The organism is Sulfitobacter sp. HGT1, from assembly GCF_013282155.1.
In the GTDB taxonomy this organism is placed as follows: domain Bacteria; phylum Pseudomonadota; class Alphaproteobacteria; order Rhodobacterales; family Rhodobacteraceae; genus Sulfitobacter.
On record NZ_BLWI01000010.1, the window covers coordinates 55,675 to 74,642 of the forward strand.

Sequence of the window (18,968 nt, forward strand, 5' to 3'; positions counted from 1 at the left end):
GCCGTGCAAAAATAAATGGCAAGCCTTGTGTTGAAACATCCGAGGTATTTTTTCATGAGACCCCAACAAGCTGCCTTTCCGGCGACACGTCTGCGCCGGACCCGTCAATCTGCGGGCATCCGTGCGCTGGTGCGCGAAAACTCGCTTGAGCTGGGGGATCTGATCTGGCCGGTGTTCGTGCGGTCCGGCGAAGGCATCGAAGAGCCGATCCCGTCGATGCCCGGCGTGTTCCGGCGCAGCGTGGACAAGGTGGTCGAAGCCGCCCGCGAGGCGGCTGATCTGGGCATCGGGGCGATGTGCATATTCCCCTATACCGGGATCGAGGACCGCACAGAGGATTGCGCCGGTGCCTGGGACCCTGACAACAACCCCAACCGGGCCATCCGCGCGATCCGCGATGCGGTGCCCGAGATGGTGATCATGACCGATGTCGCGCTGGATACCTATAATATCAATGGCCATGACGGGTTTGTCGAAAACGGCATTATCGTCAATGACCGCACGGTCGAGGCGCTGGTAAAGATGTCGCTGGCACAGGCGGATGCAGGGGCAAATATCATCGGTCCTTCGGATATGATGGACGGGCGCATCGGTGCCATTCGCGCAGGGCTCGAAGGGGCCGGCCATTCCGATGTGATGATCATGAGCTATTCCGCGAAATATGCGTCGGCATTTTACGGGCCGTTCCGCGATGCGGTCGGCGCATCGGGTGCCCTGACGGGCGACAAGAAAACCTATCAGATGGATTACGCCAACAGCAACGAAGCCCTACGCCTGATTGAACGCGACCTGCGCGAAGGTGCGGATATGGTCATGGTCAAACCCGGCCTGCCCTATCTGGACATTTGCCACCGGGTGAAAACGACCTTTGGTGCGCCGACCTTTGCCTATCAGGTGTCGGGTGAATACAGCATGATCAAGGCCGCAGCCCAAAACGGCTGGATCGACGAAGAACGCGTCATGATGGAAAGCCTGATGGGTTTCAAACGCGCCGGTTGTGATGGCGTCTTGACCTATTTCGCACCGGCAGTCGCGCGTTTGATGGGGGCTTAGCCCTTAAACCCGTATATAAATCACGAATGGGTGGCAGATCACCGCCGATTCGTGGCCTAAATTGGTGACACCGCGGATTATTCGGCATATGATTGCTGATAAGTCGGGACAAACCGGCACAGGCAATTACAGGCAAAATACAATGAACAATTCCTCTTTCTCGCGCCGCGCTTTTGCGTTGGGCGCGTTGGCAAGCGTCGGGGCCGTTGCGGCTTGTGGTAATGGTGTGGGCAGCCGTGGCAGCGGCCAGATCGACGCACGGGTTGCTACAACCTTGCAAGAAATGTACCGCCAGTTCCCCAACACACGGCAATTGGCCCAAAAATCAAACGGCATGCTGGTCATGCCTCTGGTGACCGAAGCGGGCTTGGGTCTGGGTGGCGGATACGGGCGCGGTGCGTTGCTGGTGAACAATGTCACCGTCGATTATTATTCGATGACCAAGGCGACGGGCGGGATTCAGATTGGCGCTCAGCAATATGCGCATGTTCTGTTTTTCATGACCGAAGACGCGTTGAACGGCTTCCGCCGGTCCCCCGGTTGGGCGGCAGGTGCCAATGTTGAATATGTGATTGATGACAAAGGCGACAGTGTGAACGCCGACACGACCACGGCGCTTTCGCCCGTATTGGCGGCTGTGTTCGGCCGCGCCGGTCTGCGCATCGGTGCCACCCTTGAGGGCAGCAAATACTCTCGCATCATTCCATAAACGGACAGGCCCGGCCCGCAGATCTTGCGGACCGGGCGCTCTCTTAGCCTGCGGCGTTCAGGCGCTTGATCAGGCTCGAGGTGTCCCAACGGCCACCGCCCAGCTTTTGCACATCTTTATAGAACTGATCGACCAGTGCCGTGACCGGCAGGCTGGCGGCAATTTCATCTGCTGTATCCAGACAGATGCCCAGATCCTTGCGCATCCAGTCCACCGCGAACCCGTGATCGAACTTGTCATCCAGCATGGTCTCGAAACGGTTGGACATCTGCCAGCTTCCTGCGGCCCCCTGGCTGATGACTTCGACCACGTCACGGCCATCAAGACCGGCTTTCTGGGCGAAATGCAGCGCCTCCGACAGGCCTTGCACCAGACCGGCAATCGCGATCTGGTTGCACATCTTGGTCATCTGGCCGGCACCGCTGTCGCCCAAACGGCGGCAGATCTTGGAATAAACCTCCATCACCGGCAGCGCGCGGTCAAAGGCACCGGTGTCGCCGCCGCACATGATCGACAGCTGGCCGTTTTCGGCCCCTGCCTGCCCGCCTGAAATCGGCGCATCAACAAAGCTGATCAGCGCCGCATCCGCAGCCTGATAAAGCTCGCGGGTGACGGCGGCGGATACCGTCGTGTGATCCACGAAAATCGCGCCTTCGTGCATGCCGGCAAACGCCCCGTTATCACCCAAACAGACCGACCGCAGATCGTCATCATTGCCGACACATGACATCACGAAATCAGCGCCTTTCGCCGCCTCGCGCGGAGTCATTGCCATCGCGCCGCCATTGGCTTCGACCCACTGACGGGATTTTTCAGTCGTGCGGTTGTATACTGTAACCTCGTGGCCTGCTTTTAGCAGATGCGCGGCCATCGGGCCGCCCATGACGCCCAGTCCTAGAAATGCGAGTTTTGCCATCGTCTTTTCCTTATCATTCAGTTGCGCTATTGGCTGGTACAATACCTAACACCCCACGTGCTTTGGTCAATCATATGTGGGGTCCATGCAGGAGCACCCGATGGCAGTGATTTTTAAGTGGCTTATGCGTCTTGCCACCTTGTTGATCGTTCTAATTGTGGTCGCTGTTGGGGGGGTATACTGGCTCGCGTCGCGATCCTTGCCCGATTATGACGATACCGTCGTGGTGCCCAACCTGCGGGCCGAGGTCGAGATCGTGCGCGATAACGCCAATGTGCCGCATATTTTCGCGCAGAATGATCGCGATGTGTTCTATGGCCTCGGGTTTGCCCATGCGCAGGACCGCTTGTGGCAGATGATCACCATGCGCCGCACCGTGCAGGGCCGCCTGTCCGAAGTTTTCGGCACCGCGACCATCAACATCGACCGGCTGTTGCGCCGGTTTGACCTGTATACTTTGGCGGTCAGGTCGGTCGACACCCTCGACCCCAAGACCCGCGCCGCGCTCGAGGCCTATGCCGCAGGGGTGAACGCCCGTCTGGACCAGATCAACGAAGAAGCCCTGGGCCGTGGTGCCCCCGAAATGCTGCTGTTTGACGCGCCGATCGCGCCGTGGCGCCCGGCAGATTCGCTGGCGATGGTCAAACTGATGGCGTTGCAGCTGTCGGGACATCTGGATGCCGAGGTAAAGCGCGCCCGCACCTCGCTGGCCCTGCCCGATCAAAAGCGCCTGCAGGATATCCTGCCCGACGCGCCGGGCAGTGGCATTGCCGCCCTGCCCGAATACGCAGCCCTTGTACCGGGCGTGCCGCAGTTTTCCGAAAACAAACCGCTTGATCCGAACCCGCTGTCGCCGTTCAAATCCTTTGATCTGGCCGGTGCCTCCAACGCATGGGCTGCCGCGCGGGCCCGTTCCGCCTCGGGCGGGACATTGATCGCCAATGACCCCCACCTTGGCTTTACCGCGCCAACAATGTGGTATTTGGCACGGCTTGACCTGCAATCGGGCGGCGTGATCGGGGCGACAATTCCAGGCATTCCGGTGGTGCTGACCGGGCGCTCGGCCGAACTGGGCTGGGGGCTGACATCGTCATACGCCGATGATCAGGACGTCTATATCGAAGAGCTGAACTCCGAAAACCCCGAAGAATACCGCACGCCGGACGGGTTCAAAGCCTTTGTCAAACGCGCCTCTATCATCACGGTGAAAGATGCCGATCCCATCACCCTGACCCTGCGCTGGACAGATAATGGCCCAGTCATGCCCGGCAGTCACTATAACCTTGCCGCCATCACACCGCCCGGCCACGTGGCCACCCTGAACTGGACCGCGCTCAGCCCCGCCGACACCTCTCTTGCCTCTGCCATGGCGCTGATGGAGGCGAAATCGGTCGAAACCGGCCTTGCCGCCGCCGCCGACTACCTGGCACCCTCACAGAACCTGACATTGGTGGACCGCGAAACCATTGCGATGAAAACCATCGGTGCCCTGCCTGCCCGCGATCCTGCCCATCAAAGTCAGGGGCGGATGCCCACCGCAGGCTGGGTTGCTGCCAACCGCTGGCAAGGCCGCCTGCCCTATGGCTCCAACCCCGAATTTGTCGCGCCTCGCGGCGGTATCCTTGGCAATACCAACAACAAGACGCTGGACCGGCCCTTCCCCAACCATGTGTCCTTTGTCTGGGGCGATACGCAGCGCATTCAACGCTGGCGCAATCTGATGCAACGCCGTCAGGTCCACACCCGCGACAGCTTTATCGAAGCGCAACTGGACACGGTCAGCTTTACCGCGCGCACCCTGCTGCCCCTGATCGGGGCCGAATTGTGGTTCACCGGCGAAGCCACCGCCGAAGGCACCTCCGAGCGTCAACGCGAACGCGCCCTGATCCTGCTGGCGGGCTGGTCGGGCGAGATGAACGAACACCTGCCCGAACCGCTGATCTATGCCGCATGGCTGCGCGCCTTGCAGGAACGTCTGATCCAGGACGAACTGGGCCCCCTGGCAGCCGAATTCGACCATGTGGAACCCTTGTTCATCGAACGGGTGTTCCGCAATGTCGATGGCGCGGGTGTGTGGTGCGATGTCCTGCAATCCGCCCCGGTTGAAACCTGCCCCGACATGGCGCGGCTTGCGCTGGATGATGCCCTGATCTGGATCAACGAAACATGGGGCAGCCAGCTTGAATCCCTGCGGTGGGGCGATGCGCATCAGGCAACCCACGACCACCAAACCTTGGGCGACGTCCCGATCCTGCGTTATTTCGTCAACATCCGCCAATCGACCTCGGGCGGGGATAACACCCTGCAACGCGGCCGCACCAAAGGCACGGGGCCCGATCCGTTCTTTAACGTCCATGGTGCGGGGTACCGCGGCGTCTACGACTTTGCCGATCCGGATTCCTCGGTCTTCATCACCTCGACCGGACAGTCGGGGCATTTCCTGTCGCGCTACTATGACAACCTCGCCCAGCTGTGGCGGCGCGGTGAATATATCCCGATGTCCCTCGACGAAGACCTGGCCCGCGCCGCATCGGTTGGCGTCACCAAACTGATCCCGGCGCAACCATGAACCGCGTGATCCTGTTCAACAAACCTTTCGGGGTGCTGTCGCAATTCACCGACAAAAGCACCGAAGGATCTCCGCGCCCGACCCTGTCGGCCTATATCGATGAAAAAGGCTTCTACCCGGCCGGCCGCCTTGACCGCGACAGCGAAGGCCTGATGGTGCTGACCGATAGCGGTCCCTTGCAGGCCCGCATCTCCCACCCGAAATACAAACTGGCAAAAACCTATTGGGTCCAGGTCGAAGGCACCCCGGACGAGGCCGCCCTGAACGCCCTGCGCAGCGGTGTGACCCTCAAAGACGGCAAAACCGCCCCGGCCAAAGCATCCCAGATCGACGCACCCTCGGTGCTGTGGGACCGCGACCCGCCCGTGCGGTTTCGCAAATCGGTCCCCGACGCATGGCTTGCGATCACGATCACAGAAGGCCGCAACCGCCAGGTCCGCCGCATGACCGCCCATGTGGGCCTGCCGACCCTGCGCCTGATCCGCGCCCAGGTCGGCGACTGGCAGCTCAACAACATGCAACCCGGCACATGGCGCTTTTCATCGGAAACAGGCCGTTAATTCCAAATGGGATAAAATCCCGGGGGGCGGCCAAAGGCCAGGGGGCTGGCCCCCAGCCAACCTGTCACCTTATGAAAACAACCGCGTGGCCCAAACCCCAACGGTTGCCGATACGCCCGTCAAAACCACACCCCATGAAAAATCCGTGGCGACCATCTGCGGGGTCCAATCCTTGAGCGTGGCAAGGTTGGTAAACTCGTAGGTGCCATAGCCCAACGCCCCGATCAGGGCCGCGTTCAGGAATACCCAGATCAAGGATTTATCCTGAACCACCGCGGGCCAGGAGACGAAATACAGTAAAACGGCGATGTAGAAGGCATAGAAAACCAAGGCCGGCGCAAGGCGGAAACTCTCCAGCAACAGCGGCCCGATATCACGCGAGAACACCGGCTTGATCAAATAGCTCAGCCCCAGAAAATCCAGACCCAGAAAAATCGCGAATGTCAGCACATATAGAATGATCAACGTCATAAGATTTCCCCGCACAAGTTACTGTACACCATATGCGTCGCGCAGCGGAAAATTCGAATTTTCCGGCAAAATTTTTCGAAAAAATTTTCCGCCTAGGCTACCGGCAGATCAAAGACGTTGAAACTGGTCTTCTTGCTGTGCTGACCAACGCACGGTCAGATGAAAGCCGTCCTCGGTCTGCTCTTCGTGCAAAACCACCTCTTGCGCAAACAGCCATGCGCGTTTTTTCCCGTCAGCAAAGCTCAGCACCAGATCGGCCTCGCGCACGGCACCTTGCAGTGCTTTTGCGATTGTGGCCTGAAGTTCGTCCAGACCCTCACCGGTCAGGGATGAGATCGCCAACACGTTCTCGTCCCGTGCCGCGCGGGCGCGTACAGCGTCGGCGCGGTCAGGGCTCAGCAGGTCGATCTTGTTCCAGATCTCAAAGCTGCGGGTGTCTTTGGGCACGCCAAGGGATGTAAGAATATCGCGGACATTCTGGGCCTGCTCTTCGGTCTCGGCATGGGAAATATCGCGCACGTGACAGATGATATCGGCGGCCAGAACCTCTTCGAGGGTCGCGCGGAACGCGGCAACCAGTTCGGTCGGCAAATCCGAGATGAACCCGACCGTGTCGCTGAGGATGATCTCGGGGCCGTCGGGCAGCACCAGGCTGCGCATGGTCGGGTCCAAGGTGGCGAAAAGCATGTCTTTCGCCATCACATCCGCACCGGTCAACCGGTTGAAAAGCGTGGATTTTCCGGCGTTGGTATAGCCCACCAGCGCCACAATCGGAAACGGTACCTTGGCGCGTGCCGCACGGTGCAAGGCGCGGGTTTTGACCACCTTGTCCAACTGGCGGCGCAGGCGCACCAGTTGTTCGTCGATGGCGCGTCTGTCCGATTCAATCTGGGTTTCGCCGGGACCCCCGACAAACCCCAATCCGCCGCGCTGGCGTTCAAGGTGGGTCCAGGCCCGCACAAGCCGCGTACGCTGATAGTTCAGCGCGGCCATTTCGACCTGCAACACACCCTCGCGGGTGGCGGCGCGGTCGCTGAAAATTTCAAGGATCAGACCGGTGCGGTCCAACAGCTTCACGCCCCAGGCTTTCTCGAGGTTGCGTTGCTGTACAGGCGTCACATGCCCGTCCACCAACACCAGCTCGACCTCGGCGGCCTCCATGCGCTGTTTCAGCTCTTCGATCTTGCCGGACCCGAACAGCATCCCCGCGTTCACGGTGCGCAAGATGACAACCTCCTGGCCGACGACCTCAAGCTGGGGAAGCGCTTCGGCCAAGGCAACGGCTTCGGCCAGGGCCGGTTCCGCGATTCGGCGGTTGTTGTCGGTCTTGATGTCAGGGTGCAACACCCAGGCCCGTGTCATTTTCGGGCCTGCGGTGTCGTCGATCTGAAAAGGAGGGCGCGTCAATTCGCGTCTTCACCTTCATAAAGCGAGATTGGCTGGCTTGGCATAATGGTCGAGATCGCGTGCTTGTAGACAAGCTGCGACTGACCATCCCGGCGCAAAAGCACACAAAAGTTGTCAAACCAGGTAATCACGCCTTGCAGCTTTACCCCGTTGATCAAAAAGATCGTCACTGGAACTTTGGTTTTGCGCACATGGTTCAGGAATGCATCCTGAAGGTTTTGTCTGTCAGACGCCATAATGGTCTCGCCTTTTTTTCTTGCTGTTGTTCTTGCTGATGTCCGCGGACCGGACCCCGATTTCGACCGAGTATGTAGGTGCCCGTCAGGAGTTTCCACCCCAAATGTCACGCAGCCCTGTCAGGCGGGCTACAATTCGTGTCACGCACGCCACAGATCAGGGGTCAGCAAGGCGATAATAGCCAAAGTTTCGAGCCGCCCCAGCACCATCGCCCCGATCAGGATCATCTTTGCGGGGTCGCCCAGCTCGATCAGCGCAATCGGCGCATCGGCGGCAAATTCGATCAGCGGTCCTGTTGTGGCAAGGCTTGCCACCGACATCACCAGCGCATCCTCAAACGGTGCACCGACAAAGGTCAGCAGCAGGGTCACACCGGCCAGCGACAGGGCAAAGAGCATGAAAAAGATCCACGCGATGAACGCGCCATTGCTTTGCAGGCGCCGCCCCGCAGTCCCTGCGCCGGACACCGAATTCGGGTGCACCAGCCGTTCCAACTCGCGCACGCCGTTGCGGTACAGCGCAAAAACCCGCAGCAGTTTCACGCCACCGGCAGTCGTCGCCACCCCGCCCCCGATCAGGGCCAGCCCCATCAGGATCAGGCCCGGCGTTTCCAGCCCGGACCAGCTTTGGGCCTGCGCCCAGGACGAACTGACAAAACCCGTGGTCGTCAGAAACGAGGTCACGGTAAAGATCGCGCCCCAAAGCGCACTGCCGCTTTCCTGCGCTTCGGAGGTGGCGGAGACGTCGAATGCGCCAATAAAATGCCGTGCAAAGAGGACCAGCGGCACACCGATGATCAGGGCCAACCCCATGCGAAATTCCGGATCGGTGCGCAAACCGCCTTGGGTGGCTGTAACGGTATCTTTGGAAAAGGTCAGCCGGGACAGCGAAAACAGCATGAACAGCATCATCACCGCCTCGGCACCAAATCCGACGCCTGTGTCATGGATGCCGCCCAGGGGGGAAATACCGGATGTCGCCATCACCGACATCGCGTGGCACAGCGCAACCAGTGACCGGTCACCATTGGCCAGCAGCAAAACCCAAAGCAGCAGCGTCAGCGCCAGATAGGTCGGCGTCAGCGCCCCGGCCGAGCGTAACACCCGCAAGCGCGGATTGATCGGGGCCGTGGCGGTGGTGCGCCGGTCGTCGGGGTTGCCCGGTTCGGCCTGGGATGTCACCTCGAACCCGCCAAGGTGCAGCGGTGCCAGAATGGCCGACGCCGCGACCCACATCAGCAGCCCGCCCATCCACGCCACCTGCGCGCGCCACAGATGCAAGGTATCGCTCAGCCGTCCGGGATCGTCGAACAGGCTTGCCCCTGTGGTGGTGATCGAACTGACCATATCGAAATAGGCGTTCAGGAACCGCGTGGTTGGCAAGGCTTCCAGAAACGGCACCGCAAGGATCGCGGGCAAAACCACAAAGCTGCAAAACAGCGACAACAACGGCCCAAGCGCCCCATGCCGGGGTTTGCGCCCCGAATGCGCGATGGCGATCATCGCAAAGACAACCATACCCAACAGCGCGGAATAGAAAAACGCCCGTGACGCCAGCAGGTCATCGGTGACCACCCCATAGAACGCAGGCACGATCATTGACGCAGAGAAAATCCCGAAAATGAGCAGGAACAACGGCAGTTCCAAAAGCTCCTTGCGGATATTGCGTTTGCGGCTCATGCGGCGGCGTCCTGATATCGCATCAGAAAAAGTCGATCGAGACCTGCATCAACTGTTCAACCTGCGGCACGTCTTTTGCCATACAGAAAACAGCGATCACATCGCCTTCGTCAATGCGGGTGCTGCCAAGGGGCCGTATCACCTTGTCGCCCTTGCGCACCATGCCAACCAGCACGCCTTCGGGGAAATCAATCTCGGCGATGCGTTTGCCAGCCAGTGGCGAGGTGGACAGCACTTCGGCCTCGATCACTTCGGCTTCGGCGTCACCGATCGAATAGACCGCACGCACCCGGCCATGGCGGATGTGGCGCAGGATGGAGCTGACGGTGGTGGCGCGCGGGTTGATATAGGCGTCGATGCCAAGCGGTTCCATCAGGGGTACCAGCGTCGGGTCGTTGATCAGCGCGATGACATAGGGGCAGCCTTCGGCCTTGGCGCGCACACAGGCCAGCATGTTGGTTTTATCATCATCGGTGATCGCCATCATCGCATCTGCGCGGCTGATCCCGGCCTCGGCCAAAAGGGCCGCATCCAGACCGTCCCCGTTCAACACGATGGTGCGTTCCAAAGCTTCGGCAGCCCGTTCGGCAATGGCACGGTTCTTTTCGATCATCTTGGTGCGGACGCGTTTTTCCTTGCCCTCAAGGCTTTGTGCGACGGCCAGACCGACATTCCCGCCACCAACCAGAACAACGCGTTCCAACTTGCTGGTTTTCTTGCCAAAAATCTCGAGCGTGCGGGCGATGTCATCGCGGTGCGTAAAGACATAGCAGGCGTCGCCCACGAAAATCTGGTCTTTGCTTTCTGGGGCAAACAAGGTGCCATCACGGCGCACACCAACGACAACGGCACGCAGGGTGGAAAACAGATCAGACAATTGGCGCAGCGGCGTGTTGACCACGGGGCAGCCTTCGTCGATCTGGATGCCGATCAGATGGGCCATACCATCCATAAAGGTTTCGGTGTCAAAAGACGCCGGTGCCGACAACCGCTGGAGCGCTGCGGCCGCGACTTCCTTTTCGGGGCTGATCACCACGTCGATGGGCATGTGGTCACGGCGGTAGAGGTCGGAGTAAATCGCCGTCAGATAGGATTGGCTGCGCAGACGGGCGATCTTGCGGTTGATGCCGAAAACCGAATGGGCGACCTGACAGGTCACCATGTTGACCTCGTCCGAATGGGTCGCAGCGATGATCATTTCCGCGTCACGCGCGCCTGCACGGTCCAGCACATCGGGATAGCTGGCAAAGCCGGCAATGCCCTGAACATCCAGCGTATCGGTGGCGCGGCGCACCAGATCGGCGTTGCTGTCAACGATTGTCACATCGTTGCGTTCACCGGAAAGATGGCGTGCAATCTGCCAGCCGACTTGACCTGCACCGCAAATAATCACTTTCATGAAAGGTTCCTTTGGCGTTTCGCCCGATGTCGGGGCAAGGCGGCAACCACCCGCTTGATCGTTGATTTGAATGACAGATGGCTATGCAAGGGTCAATTCAAATGTCTAAATGGCCCCAGCGGCATTCAGCGGCAATAAAGGCGGTACATAAGATGAAAACTCTGACCATAGGGGTGATGGGGGTCCTCGGGCTTGGGGCCTGCGCCCCGCTGAACACTTATTACAAGGCGGGTGCCAGTGTTGCAGCCGTCCAGCGCCAAACGACAATCTGCGAGGTCGAAGCGCTCGACAAGGTGCCGCCCTCGACCCGTATCGTCCAAACGCCGCCGCGCTATATCCCTGCGCGCAGCGAATGCAACGCTGCGGGCACCTGTTACGTTGTGCCGGGGTTTTACGAGCCGGGGATGCTTTATACGGTCGATCCCAACGACGATTTGCGCAAAAGGGTCGAAGCCCAATGTATGGCCGACAAGGGGTTTGCCCCCGTGTCGATTCCGGCCTGCCCCGCATCTGTGGCGCAATCGGCCCCGCAACGGGCGACGACCACCCTGCCCCCGTTGAATGCGAAATCCTGTGTGATCCGCAACCCCGACGGCAGCTTTCAGATCGTCACCTTGGGTTAGCCTTCGACTTCGTCATCGACATGGGCGATGCGCGTACCGGACTTGGCCGAGGTCACGACACCAAGGCTTTTCAGCTTGCGGTGCAGCGCGGACCGTTCCATGCCGACAAAATTGGCGGTGCGGCTGATGTTGCCGCCAAAACGGTTGATCTGGGTCAGCAGGTATTCCCGCTCGAATGCTTCGCGGGCCTCGCGCAGCGGCAAGGTCGCCAAGGCACCGGATAGGACGACGCGACCGTCTTCCTCGGTGTTTTCGTCCTCTCCGGGCAATTCGCGCGCTTCGATCGGGCCGGTGCCATCGCCAAGGATCAGTACCCGTTCCACCAGATTTTTCAACTGACGCACATTGCCGGGCCAGACCATGGTTTGCAGCAAGGCCACCGCATCATCCGAGAACGCGCGCAAAGGCAAGCCCTGACTGCTGTTGAATTCGGCGATAAAGTGATCGGCCAGCACCGGAATATCCTCGCGGCGTTCCTCCAGGGACGGCACGGAAATCGGGACCACATTCAGGCGGTGAAACAGTTCTTCGCGGAAGGTTTCGGCCTTGATCGCGGCATCAAGGTCTTTGTTGGTGCTGGAAACCACACGCAGATCGACGCGCACCTTGTCATGCCCGCCCACGCGGGTGAATTGCTGGTCGACCAGCACCCGCAGGATTTTCGATTGTGTGCCAAGCGGCAGGTCTGCGACCTCGTCGAAAAAGATCACACCGCCATGGGCCTGTTCCAGCAATCCCGGCTCGATCCCGCGCTCAGCGCTTTCCACGCCGAACAGGACTTCTTCCATCCGGTCGGGGGCCACACTGGCGCAGTTGATCGTCACAAACGGTGCCGAAGCGCGGGCGGAATTGCTGTGAATATAGCGCGCGGCGATTTCCTTGCCGGCACCGGCGGGGCCGCGCAGCATGACGCGCCCGTTTGATTTGGTGACTTTGTCCAACTGGCCCATCAGGGTTTTGAACGCGGTCGAAGACCCGATCATTTTGGCATTCGTGACATCGCGCCGCTTGAGCGTCTGGTTTTCACGGCGCAAACGCGAGGTTTCCATCGCGCGGCGGATCACCACCAGCAACTGATCGATGTTGAACGGCTTTTCGATGAAATCATAGGCACCCTGCTTGATGGCGGCGACGGCGATTTCGATATTCCCGTGCCCCGAGATAATAACGACCGGCACATCAGGATTGTCACGCTTGACCGTCTTGAGGATATCAATCCCGTCCATCTGGCTGTCCTTCAACCAGATGTCCAAAATCATCAGCGCTGGCGGTTCCGCATTGATGGAGGCCATTGCCTCGTCCGAATTGCCCGCCAGCCGCGTGGCATAGCCTTCGTCCTCCAGAATGTCAGAAATCAGTTCGCGAATATCGCGTTCGTCGTCCACGATCAGGATGTCACTCATCTGGGGTCTCCAATTCGGTTGTCGGGGGTGTGACACTAAGGGGCAATGTAATGATCGCCATAGCGCCAAAATGGGATTGGCCGTCGAAACAGGGGGCGTTTTCCAACACCAAGGTGCCGCCATGTTCCTCGATTATCTTTTTCACGATGGGCAGGCCCAAGCCTGTGCCTTCGCTGCGGGTTGTTACATAGGGTTCAAATAGCCGCGCGCGGTCTTCTGGCAAGCCGATACCATTGTCAGCGATTGATATTTGAACTGTTGTTGGCTGCACGGTCAGGGTCACTTCGATGCGCGGATCAAGGTCATCTGGAGCGCCTTTTTGTTTCAGGCTTTCAATGGCTTCGCCTGCGTTCTTAATCAGGTTCATCAGGGCCTGTGACATCATCGTAGCATCCACGGGGGCCACGACCGGCCCCTCTGGCAGGGTCGCGACAATCGTCACGTCAGGCTGGCCGCTTTGTTGCAGCAACACCGCATCGCGCACCAGTTGCGCGACATCCTGCTCGGATGTTTCGGGCTCGGGCATCCGCGCGAATTTGGAAAACTCGTCAACGATACGGCGCAGGTCGCCGGTCTGGCGGATGATCACGCCGGTCAATTGCTCAAGCGCCTCTGCATCGTCGGGCAATTTGCGTGCGAATTTGCGCTGGATGCGCTCCGCGCTAAGCTGGATCGGCGTCAACGGGTTCTTGATCTCGTGGGCGATCCGGCGGGCCACGTCGCCCCATGCGGCCATCCGCTGGGCGCTGACCAGATCGGTCACGTCGTCAAAGGCCACAACATAGCCCTCAAGGCGCCCGTCCTCGCTGCGGCGGGTGGCCACGCGGACCAGCAGGTTCTCCATCTGGCCTTGCCGCGATACTTTGACCTCGCCTTGGGCGACTTCGCCATGGCCGGACACCACGGTGTTGAACAGCGGCCCGAATTCGGGCACCGCCACCGCAATCGCCAGCGATTGCTGATCTTCCTCCCAATCCAGCAAGCGCATCGCCGACCGGTTCACAAAGGCCACGCGCCCTTCGGGATCAAGGCCCACAACCCCAGACGTGACCGAGCTGAGCACCGAGTCAAACAAGCGGCGCCGACGTTCGATCTGACGGGTATTGTCCAGCAGGGTCTCGCGCTGGCCCTTGAGCTGTTTGGTCATCTGGTTGAAGTACCGGCCCAGCATCGCGATTTCGTCATCGCCGTTTTCTTCGCGGACCTGCACCTCAAGATCGCCCGCGCCCACCTGTTGCGCGGCCACAGTCAGGCGGCCCACGGGGCCGGACAGACGTTCGGCAAACCACAGCCCCAACCAGACCGCCGCCAGAATAAGGATCAGCGCAAAGCCCACATAAAGCAGCCCGAATTCGAACAACAGCTTGCCGCGTTCGTTTTCAAGCTGTTGATACAGACGCACGGTTTCCCTTGTGTCATCCAGCAGCGACAGGATTTCGCCATCGACGTCGCGGCTGACGTACAAGAACCGGTCCAGATAGGAGTCAAGCGGGACAAGGGCGCGGAATTCATTGTTGGGCCAGTCCTCGATGACCAGCGGGCGGCCTTCGTTTTCCTGGGCCTGCCTGATCTGCTCGGCATCCGGTGCCTCATAGTCGAACAGATAGGACCGGTCACCGCGCGCCCGAATTTGTGCCGTGCCATCAATCAGATAGGCCTCGCGCAGGCCGCGCTGGATCTGCAATTGTCCTTCGGCCAGCAGTTGGGAATCGGGGATGTTCACGCCTTGGGATCGCGCCGTGTCGATGCCCCGCGCCAAGGCAATGGCATCGGCAATCAGATCGTCGCGCTGTTCGGATTCATACGCCTGTGCCGCCGCCAGCGAATTGCCAACCACGCTGCGCACACGTTCCGAAAACCAACCCTCAAGCCCGACATTGATCGTCAGACCGGCAAAGACCGCGACACTGACCGTGGGGATCAGCGCCATCAGCGCAAACACACCGGTCAGCCGCAGATGCAGCCGCGAGCCTGCCGATTTCGCGCGGCGTGCCGCAATCAGGCGCGCGACCTGACTGAACACGAGCGCCGCAACCAGTAGGATATAGACAAGATCGGTAAGCAGGATCAGCCGCAAGCTGGGGGTGTTCGCCCCCTGCCCCAATGGCCCCAGCACCAGATAGGTGACAAGCGCCAGCACGGGACCCAAAACGACCAGCCCAATGGTTGCAACATTGCGATAACGCCGGACACGGCGCAAACGCTCAAGACGCAACAAATAATAACTGCGTGACCGGGTTAGCACCCGCAATCCTCACCGATGATGTGATGCAAGAATGCATCCACTGCCTATTAATGTGGTCCTGATCGGGTTGTGAGGCCCGATGGCCACGGTTATGTGGCTCTTTTACATCATTTTGCGACCGCGTGTCACCTCTATATCGAGGTCAGTGATCTTTTTTCTCAAGGTATTGCGGTTGATTCCCAGCAGATCGGCACATTTAGCCTGATTACCTGCGGTTGCGGAGAGGGCGATTTCAATCAACGGGGCCTCGATCTCGCGCAGGATACGCGCATAAAGCCCCGGAGGCGGCAACATCGACCCGTGCTGGTCAAAATACCGCTGCAGATGCCGTTCGACGGAGGCCCCCAGTTTTTCGGTATTTGCCTGTGCGCGCAACGGTTCGGGGTCGGGCTGCGCGCCCAAGACCTGTTCGGCCTCGATTTGGGTAATCTCCGGCGCGCGGCTGGTCAGGGCCAGCTGCCGCATCGCATGTTCCAGCTGGCGCACGTTGCCGGGCCATTGGTAATTGGCAAAGACTTTGGCCGCCCCGTCGGACAGCGCCCGTGGCACGGTGTTCCCGGTTTCAGAGCGTTCCAGAAAATGCGCCGCCAGCAGGCTGATGTCTTCGACGCGGTCGCGCAAGGCAGGCACGTGCAAGGTTGCACCGGACAGGCGGTAATACAGATCGCGGCGCAGGGTGCCTGCCTTCATCGCGGCGGCCAGATCCGATTGACTGGTCGCCAGAAAACGCGGCGCATGTTCGCCGGGGGTATCCATCATCCGTGCAATGCGGGCCTGAATTTCTTCGGAGAAATCACCAATCTCGTCGATCAGCAGCGTACCACCGCGCACCCGTGCCAATACGCGGGCCGGTCCTTCGATGTCTTGCAACTCCGAGGAGGTGACGGTCACAAACGGCAGGTTGCGGCGGTCGGAAAAATCGTGGATCGCCTTGCCGATCAGGGATTTTCCGGTGCCGGATTCACCCCAGATCAACACCGGCAGATCGGTGTTCATCACCCGTGCAACCACACGGTACAGCGCCTGCATCACAGGGGTGCGGCCCACCAAGGGCAGGTCATCACGGTCGCCCGCATCATTGGTTTGCACCGCGCGACGTGGCGCGCCGTTGCGTTCAAGGGCGCGCGCCGTGCGTTTCATCAGATCGGGCAGATCAAACGGTTTGGGCAGATAATCATAGGCCTCGGCCTCGGCGGCCTTGATCGCCGTCATGATGGTGTTTTGCGCCGAGATCACGATAACCGGCAAACCGGGACGGTCCTTGGCGATCTTGGGCAGCATCTCAAGCCCGTTACCGTCGGGCATGACCACATCCGAAATCACCACATCGCCTTTGCCCTCGCCGACCCACCGCATCAGCGTGGTCAGGCTGGAGGTTGCGTGGACCTTGCAGCCCGCGCGGGTCAGCGCCTGCGTCAGAACCGTGCGGATTGTGCGGTCATCATCGGCGACCAGAACTGTGCCATCCATTTTTACGTCTCCTGTTCGGGTGCGAGGGCTTCCGACTGCGCCTTGTCGGCGCGCGGAAGGGAAATACGAAATACGGTTTTGCCGGGGGCGGAATTGACGGAAATCCAGCCGCCGTGGTCCGATATGATCTTGCTGACCAGCGCGAGCCCCAGCCCGGTGCCGTTTTCACGGCCCGACACAAAGGGTTCGAACACATCGTCCTGAATGGATTCGGGCAATCCAGGGCCGTCATCAATCACTTCGATCTGAAGCGGCAGGGATTGGCCGGACCCATCAGCGCGGCGCAGCCGGAAGGAATGTTCGTAAAAGCTGTGCAACCGGATGGTGCCGCCGGTATCGCCTGCCGCCTCGGAGGCGTTTTTGACAAGGTTCAGCACCACCTGAAGCAGTTGATCCTTGTCGCCCAAGGCCAAGGGCAACGACGGGTCATAATCTTCGATGATTTTCATGCGCGCGCCGAACCCCAGCAATGCCGACCGGCGGGCACGGTCCAGCACATCGTGCAGGTTCACGGCCTTCAATTCCGGCGGCATCAGGTTGCCGAACTGTTCGACCTGTTCCAGCAGTTTCACGATCCGGCGCGATTCCGCGACGATCAGATCGGTCAGTTCAAGGTCTTCGGCGTTCAGGTTCATGCTCAGCAATTGCGCGGCACCGGTGATCCCCGCCAGCGGGTTCTTGATCTCGTGGGCCAGCATTTCTGCCATGCCGATGGCGGATTTCGCGGCGGATTTGACCTGATTGTTCTGGCTCATCCGGCCCACCAGTTCGCGCGGGGTGATCATCAGCAACATATGGCCGGGCGATCCGTTCAACGGGGCCAGATGCAGATCGGACAAGGCGGGCGGGCGTTGGCCGCTGCCCACATCGACGTCATTCACAAACAAAGGCGTGTCGTTCTTGCGCGCGCGGGCAAAGGCTTCCTCGAGCGGGGCATTCACGGCGATCAGATCCCAGACGGGCGTATCTTTCGCCGTCTTGGCCGAGGTGTTCAGAAACCCTTCGGCTTCGGAGTTCAGATCGACGATCCGGTCATCCGGCCCGATCAGAACCGCAGGCACCGGAAGCGAGTTAAAGACATCACTAACGTCCATCATGCCGCTTCCATGACCGGATGCGCGACCATCGCATCGTTGATAAGCAGATGCACCGTTTTCGGGTCGGGTGCTGTCAGAACGGCGCGGCGCAGGTCACGGGGGGTGGCGGAGGTATCCATGTACCAACCCAGATGTTTGCGCGCGGCACGCAGGCCGATGGTGGTGCCGTAAAAGCGGATGATCTCTTCGTAGTGGTCGGCGACCATACGGGTGAAATCGGCCCCTTGCGGCACAACCGGCGCAGGCGTCTGATACAGCTGATGCGCGATTTGCGCCAATATCCAGGGTTGCCCCTGCGATCCCCGCCCGACCATCACACCATCCGCGCCCGATTGATCCAAGGCCATCTGCGCGGTGTCACTGTCCACGATATCCCCGTTTGCGATCACCGGGATCGACACGGCGTTTTTGACGTTTGCAATGGCGGCCCAATCGGCGGCACCTTTGTAGAACTGGCAGCGGGTACGACCGTGAATGGTGATCATCGCGATGCCTGCGTTTTCCGCAGCTGCCGCGATTTGCGGCGCGTTCAGCATGGCGTCATCCCATCCCAGCCGGGTCTTCAGGGTCACCGGCACCGATACCGCATTGACCACTGCTTCGATCAGGGTCAGCGCATAGTCGGGCGTGCGCATCAGTGCAGAACCCGAATAGCCTTGGGTGACCTTTTTGGCAGGACAGCCCATGTTGATGTCGATCACCCGCGCGCCTTGGGCTTCTACCATGCGCGCGGCTTCGGCCAGCGGTGCGGCCTCGCGACCGGCAAGTTGCACGGCGGTGCCTTCGATCCCCAGACCCAGTTCGGCCTTTTCGCGGGTGCCGGGACGGGCGTTAATCATATCTTCTGAGGCCACCATTTCAGACACGACCAGACCTGCCCCGAACGAGGCAACCAGCGTCCGGTACGGCAGGTCCGTGATGCCGGCCATGGGTGCAAGTAAAACAGGCGGGCTGAGGGAAAAGGGCAGATCGGCAAGACCCAAAACGATTAATCCTTGTGCAGTTGCCTCGGGTGTATCGGCAGGCGTTGCAAAACTCAAGAAAACCGCCGCATATAAGGGGCATATATATCTTGATGTGCCTAATTATTAGGCATTGACGCCAAGAGATTGCACCGCAGGCCGGCTTTG

General features: G+C 60.1%; 16 protein-coding genes. 5 read left to right on the plus strand and 11 right to left on the minus strand.

Annotated features, from left to right (window positions below):
• Nucleotides 1–54 precede the first annotated feature (54 nt).
• The gene (gene hemB, locus HGT1_RS10295; protein ID WP_176249860.1) at nt 55–1,053 is read left to right on the plus strand and encodes a porphobilinogen synthase; all 999 of its coding nucleotides are present in this window, start codon (nt 55–57) and stop codon (nt 1,051–1,053) included.
• A gap of 142 nt (nt 1,054–1,195) precedes the next feature.
• On the plus strand, nt 1,196–1,762 hold the full coding sequence (locus tag HGT1_RS10300) for a YSC84-related protein (RefSeq protein ID WP_176249861.1): 567 nt from the start codon (nt 1,196–1,198) through the stop codon (nt 1,760–1,762).
• 43 nt (nt 1,763–1,805) lie between these two features.
• On the opposite strand, the gene HGT1_RS10305 is transcribed toward HGT1_RS10300, so the two are convergent.
• On the minus strand, nt 1,806–2,678 hold the full coding sequence (locus HGT1_RS10305; RefSeq protein WP_176249862.1) for an NAD(P)-dependent oxidoreductase: 873 nt from the start codon (nt 2,676–2,678) through the stop codon (nt 1,806–1,808).
• 100 nt (nt 2,679–2,778) lie between these two features.
• On the opposite strand from HGT1_RS10305, the gene HGT1_RS10310 reads away from it, so the two are divergent.
• Nucleotides 2,779–5,247 carry a penicillin acylase family protein gene (locus HGT1_RS10310; RefSeq protein ID WP_176249863.1) on the plus strand — a complete coding sequence of 823 codons (2,469 nt, stop codon included), beginning with the start codon at nt 2,779–2,781 and terminating at the stop codon, nt 5,245–5,247.
• A complete protein-coding gene (locus tag HGT1_RS10315; RefSeq protein ID WP_176249864.1) occupies nt 5,244–5,807 on the plus strand; it encodes a pseudouridine synthase in 564 nt (187 codons plus the stop codon). Before HGT1_RS10310 ends, HGT1_RS10315 begins: the two co-directional genes overlap by 4 nt.
• A 69-nt stretch (nt 5,808–5,876) precedes the next feature.
• Here the strand turns inward: HGT1_RS10315 and HGT1_RS10320 are convergent, their stop codons facing one another.
• The 5 genes from HGT1_RS10320 to trkA form a co-directional block, all read right to left on the minus strand.
• A complete protein-coding gene (locus tag HGT1_RS10320; protein WP_176249865.1) occupies nt 5,877–6,278 on the minus strand; it encodes a DUF2177 family protein in 402 nt (133 codons plus the stop codon).
• A gap of 108 nt (nt 6,279–6,386) precedes the next feature.
• Nucleotides 6,387–7,640 (minus strand): GTPase HflX, encoded by a 1,254-nt coding sequence (gene hflX, locus HGT1_RS10325; RefSeq protein WP_176250213.1) that lies wholly within the window; start codon nt 7,638–7,640, stop codon nt 6,387–6,389.
• A gap of 41 nt (nt 7,641–7,681) precedes the next feature.
• Entirely contained in the window at nt 7,682–7,921 is a 240-nt protein-coding gene (gene hfq / locus HGT1_RS10330; protein ID WP_093915014.1) for an RNA chaperone Hfq, read from the minus strand.
• A gap of 141 nt (nt 7,922–8,062) precedes the next feature.
• Nucleotides 8,063–9,601, minus strand: coding sequence for a TrkH family potassium uptake protein (locus HGT1_RS10335; RefSeq protein WP_176249866.1), 1,539 nt, complete (start codon nt 9,599–9,601; stop codon nt 8,063–8,065).
• 22 nt (nt 9,602–9,623) lie between these two features.
• Nucleotides 9,624–11,000 carry a Trk system potassium transporter TrkA gene (gene trkA / locus HGT1_RS10340; protein WP_176249867.1) on the minus strand — a complete coding sequence of 459 codons (1,377 nt, stop codon included), beginning with the start codon at nt 10,998–11,000 and terminating at the stop codon, nt 9,624–9,626.
• A gap of 152 nt (nt 11,001–11,152) precedes the next feature.
• Here trkA and HGT1_RS10345 point away from each other — a divergent pair, with 152 nt between their 5' ends.
• Complete coding sequence (locus tag HGT1_RS10345; RefSeq protein ID WP_176249868.1) at nt 11,153–11,623, plus strand: hypothetical protein; 471 nt, start codon at nt 11,153–11,155, stop codon at nt 11,621–11,623.
• Here the strand turns inward: HGT1_RS10345 and HGT1_RS10350 are convergent.
• From HGT1_RS10350 to dusB, 5 genes are all read right to left on the minus strand, one after another.
• A complete protein-coding gene (locus HGT1_RS10350) occupies nt 11,620–13,026 on the minus strand; it encodes a sigma-54 dependent transcriptional regulator (protein WP_176249869.1) in 1,407 nt (468 codons plus the stop codon). The genes HGT1_RS10345 and HGT1_RS10350 overlap by 4 nt on opposite strands.
• Nucleotides 13,019–15,241, minus strand: a complete 2,223-nt coding sequence (locus HGT1_RS10355; RefSeq protein WP_176250214.1) for a PAS domain-containing sensor histidine kinase — start codon at nt 15,239–15,241, stop codon at nt 13,019–13,021. Before HGT1_RS10355 ends, HGT1_RS10350 begins: the two co-directional genes overlap by 8 nt.
• A gap of 132 nt (nt 15,242–15,373) precedes the next feature.
• On the minus strand, nt 15,374–16,741 hold the full coding sequence (locus HGT1_RS10360; RefSeq protein ID WP_176249870.1) for a response regulator: 1,368 nt from the start codon (nt 16,739–16,741) through the stop codon (nt 15,374–15,376).
• Nucleotides 16,742–16,743: 2 nt separating this feature from the next.
• Entirely contained in the window at nt 16,744–17,838 is a 1,095-nt protein-coding gene (locus HGT1_RS10365; RefSeq protein ID WP_176249871.1) for a nitrogen regulation protein NR(II), read from the minus strand.
• Nucleotides 17,835–18,821, minus strand: a complete 987-nt coding sequence (gene dusB / locus HGT1_RS10370; protein ID WP_176250215.1) for a tRNA dihydrouridine synthase DusB — start codon at nt 18,819–18,821, stop codon at nt 17,835–17,837. Before dusB ends, HGT1_RS10365 begins: the two co-directional genes overlap by 4 nt.
• Between the last annotated feature and the right edge of the window lie 147 nt (nt 18,822–18,968).

What these genes read in the sequence shown, in the direction of transcription:
- HGT1_RS10360 (WP_176249870.1), bottom strand. Translation starts at nt 16,741, where the DNA reads ATGGATGGCACAGTTCTGGTCGCCGATGATGACCGCACAATCCGCACG.
- HGT1_RS10310 (WP_176249863.1), top strand. Translation starts at nt 2,779, where the DNA reads ATGGCAGTGATTTTTAAGTGGCTTATGCGTCTTGCCACCTTGTTGATC.
- hflX (WP_176250213.1), bottom strand. Translation starts at nt 7,640, where the DNA reads ATGACACGGGCCTGGGTGTTGCACCCTGACATCAAGACCGACAACAAC.
- hemB (WP_176249860.1), top strand. Translation starts at nt 55, where the DNA reads ATGAGACCCCAACAAGCTGCCTTTCCGGCGACACGTCTGCGCCGGACC.
- HGT1_RS10305 (WP_176249862.1), bottom strand. Translation starts at nt 2,678, where the DNA reads ATGGCAAAACTCGCATTTCTAGGACTGGGCGTCATGGGCGGCCCGATG.
- hfq (WP_093915014.1), bottom strand. Translation starts at nt 7,921, where the DNA reads ATGGCGTCTGACAGACAAAACCTTCAGGATGCATTCCTGAACCATGTG.
- HGT1_RS10315 (WP_176249864.1), top strand. Translation starts at nt 5,244, where the DNA reads ATGAACCGCGTGATCCTGTTCAACAAACCTTTCGGGGTGCTGTCGCAA.
- HGT1_RS10320 (WP_176249865.1), bottom strand. Translation starts at nt 6,278, where the DNA reads ATGACGTTGATCATTCTATATGTGCTGACATTCGCGATTTTTCTGGGT.
- trkA (WP_176249867.1), bottom strand. Translation starts at nt 11,000, where the DNA reads ATGAAAGTGATTATTTGCGGTGCAGGTCAAGTCGGCTGGCAGATTGCA.
- HGT1_RS10365 (WP_176249871.1), bottom strand. Translation starts at nt 17,838, where the DNA reads ATGATGGACGTTAGTGATGTCTTTAACTCGCTTCCGGTGCCTGCGGTT.
- HGT1_RS10345 (WP_176249868.1), top strand. Translation starts at nt 11,153, where the DNA reads ATGAAAACTCTGACCATAGGGGTGATGGGGGTCCTCGGGCTTGGGGCC.
- HGT1_RS10335 (WP_176249866.1), bottom strand. Translation starts at nt 9,601, where the DNA reads ATGAGCCGCAAACGCAATATCCGCAAGGAGCTTTTGGAACTGCCGTTG.
- HGT1_RS10350 (WP_176249869.1), bottom strand. Translation starts at nt 13,026, where the DNA reads ATGAGTGACATCCTGATCGTGGACGACGAACGCGATATTCGCGAACTG.
- HGT1_RS10300 (WP_176249861.1), top strand. Translation starts at nt 1,196, where the DNA reads ATGAACAATTCCTCTTTCTCGCGCCGCGCTTTTGCGTTGGGCGCGTTG.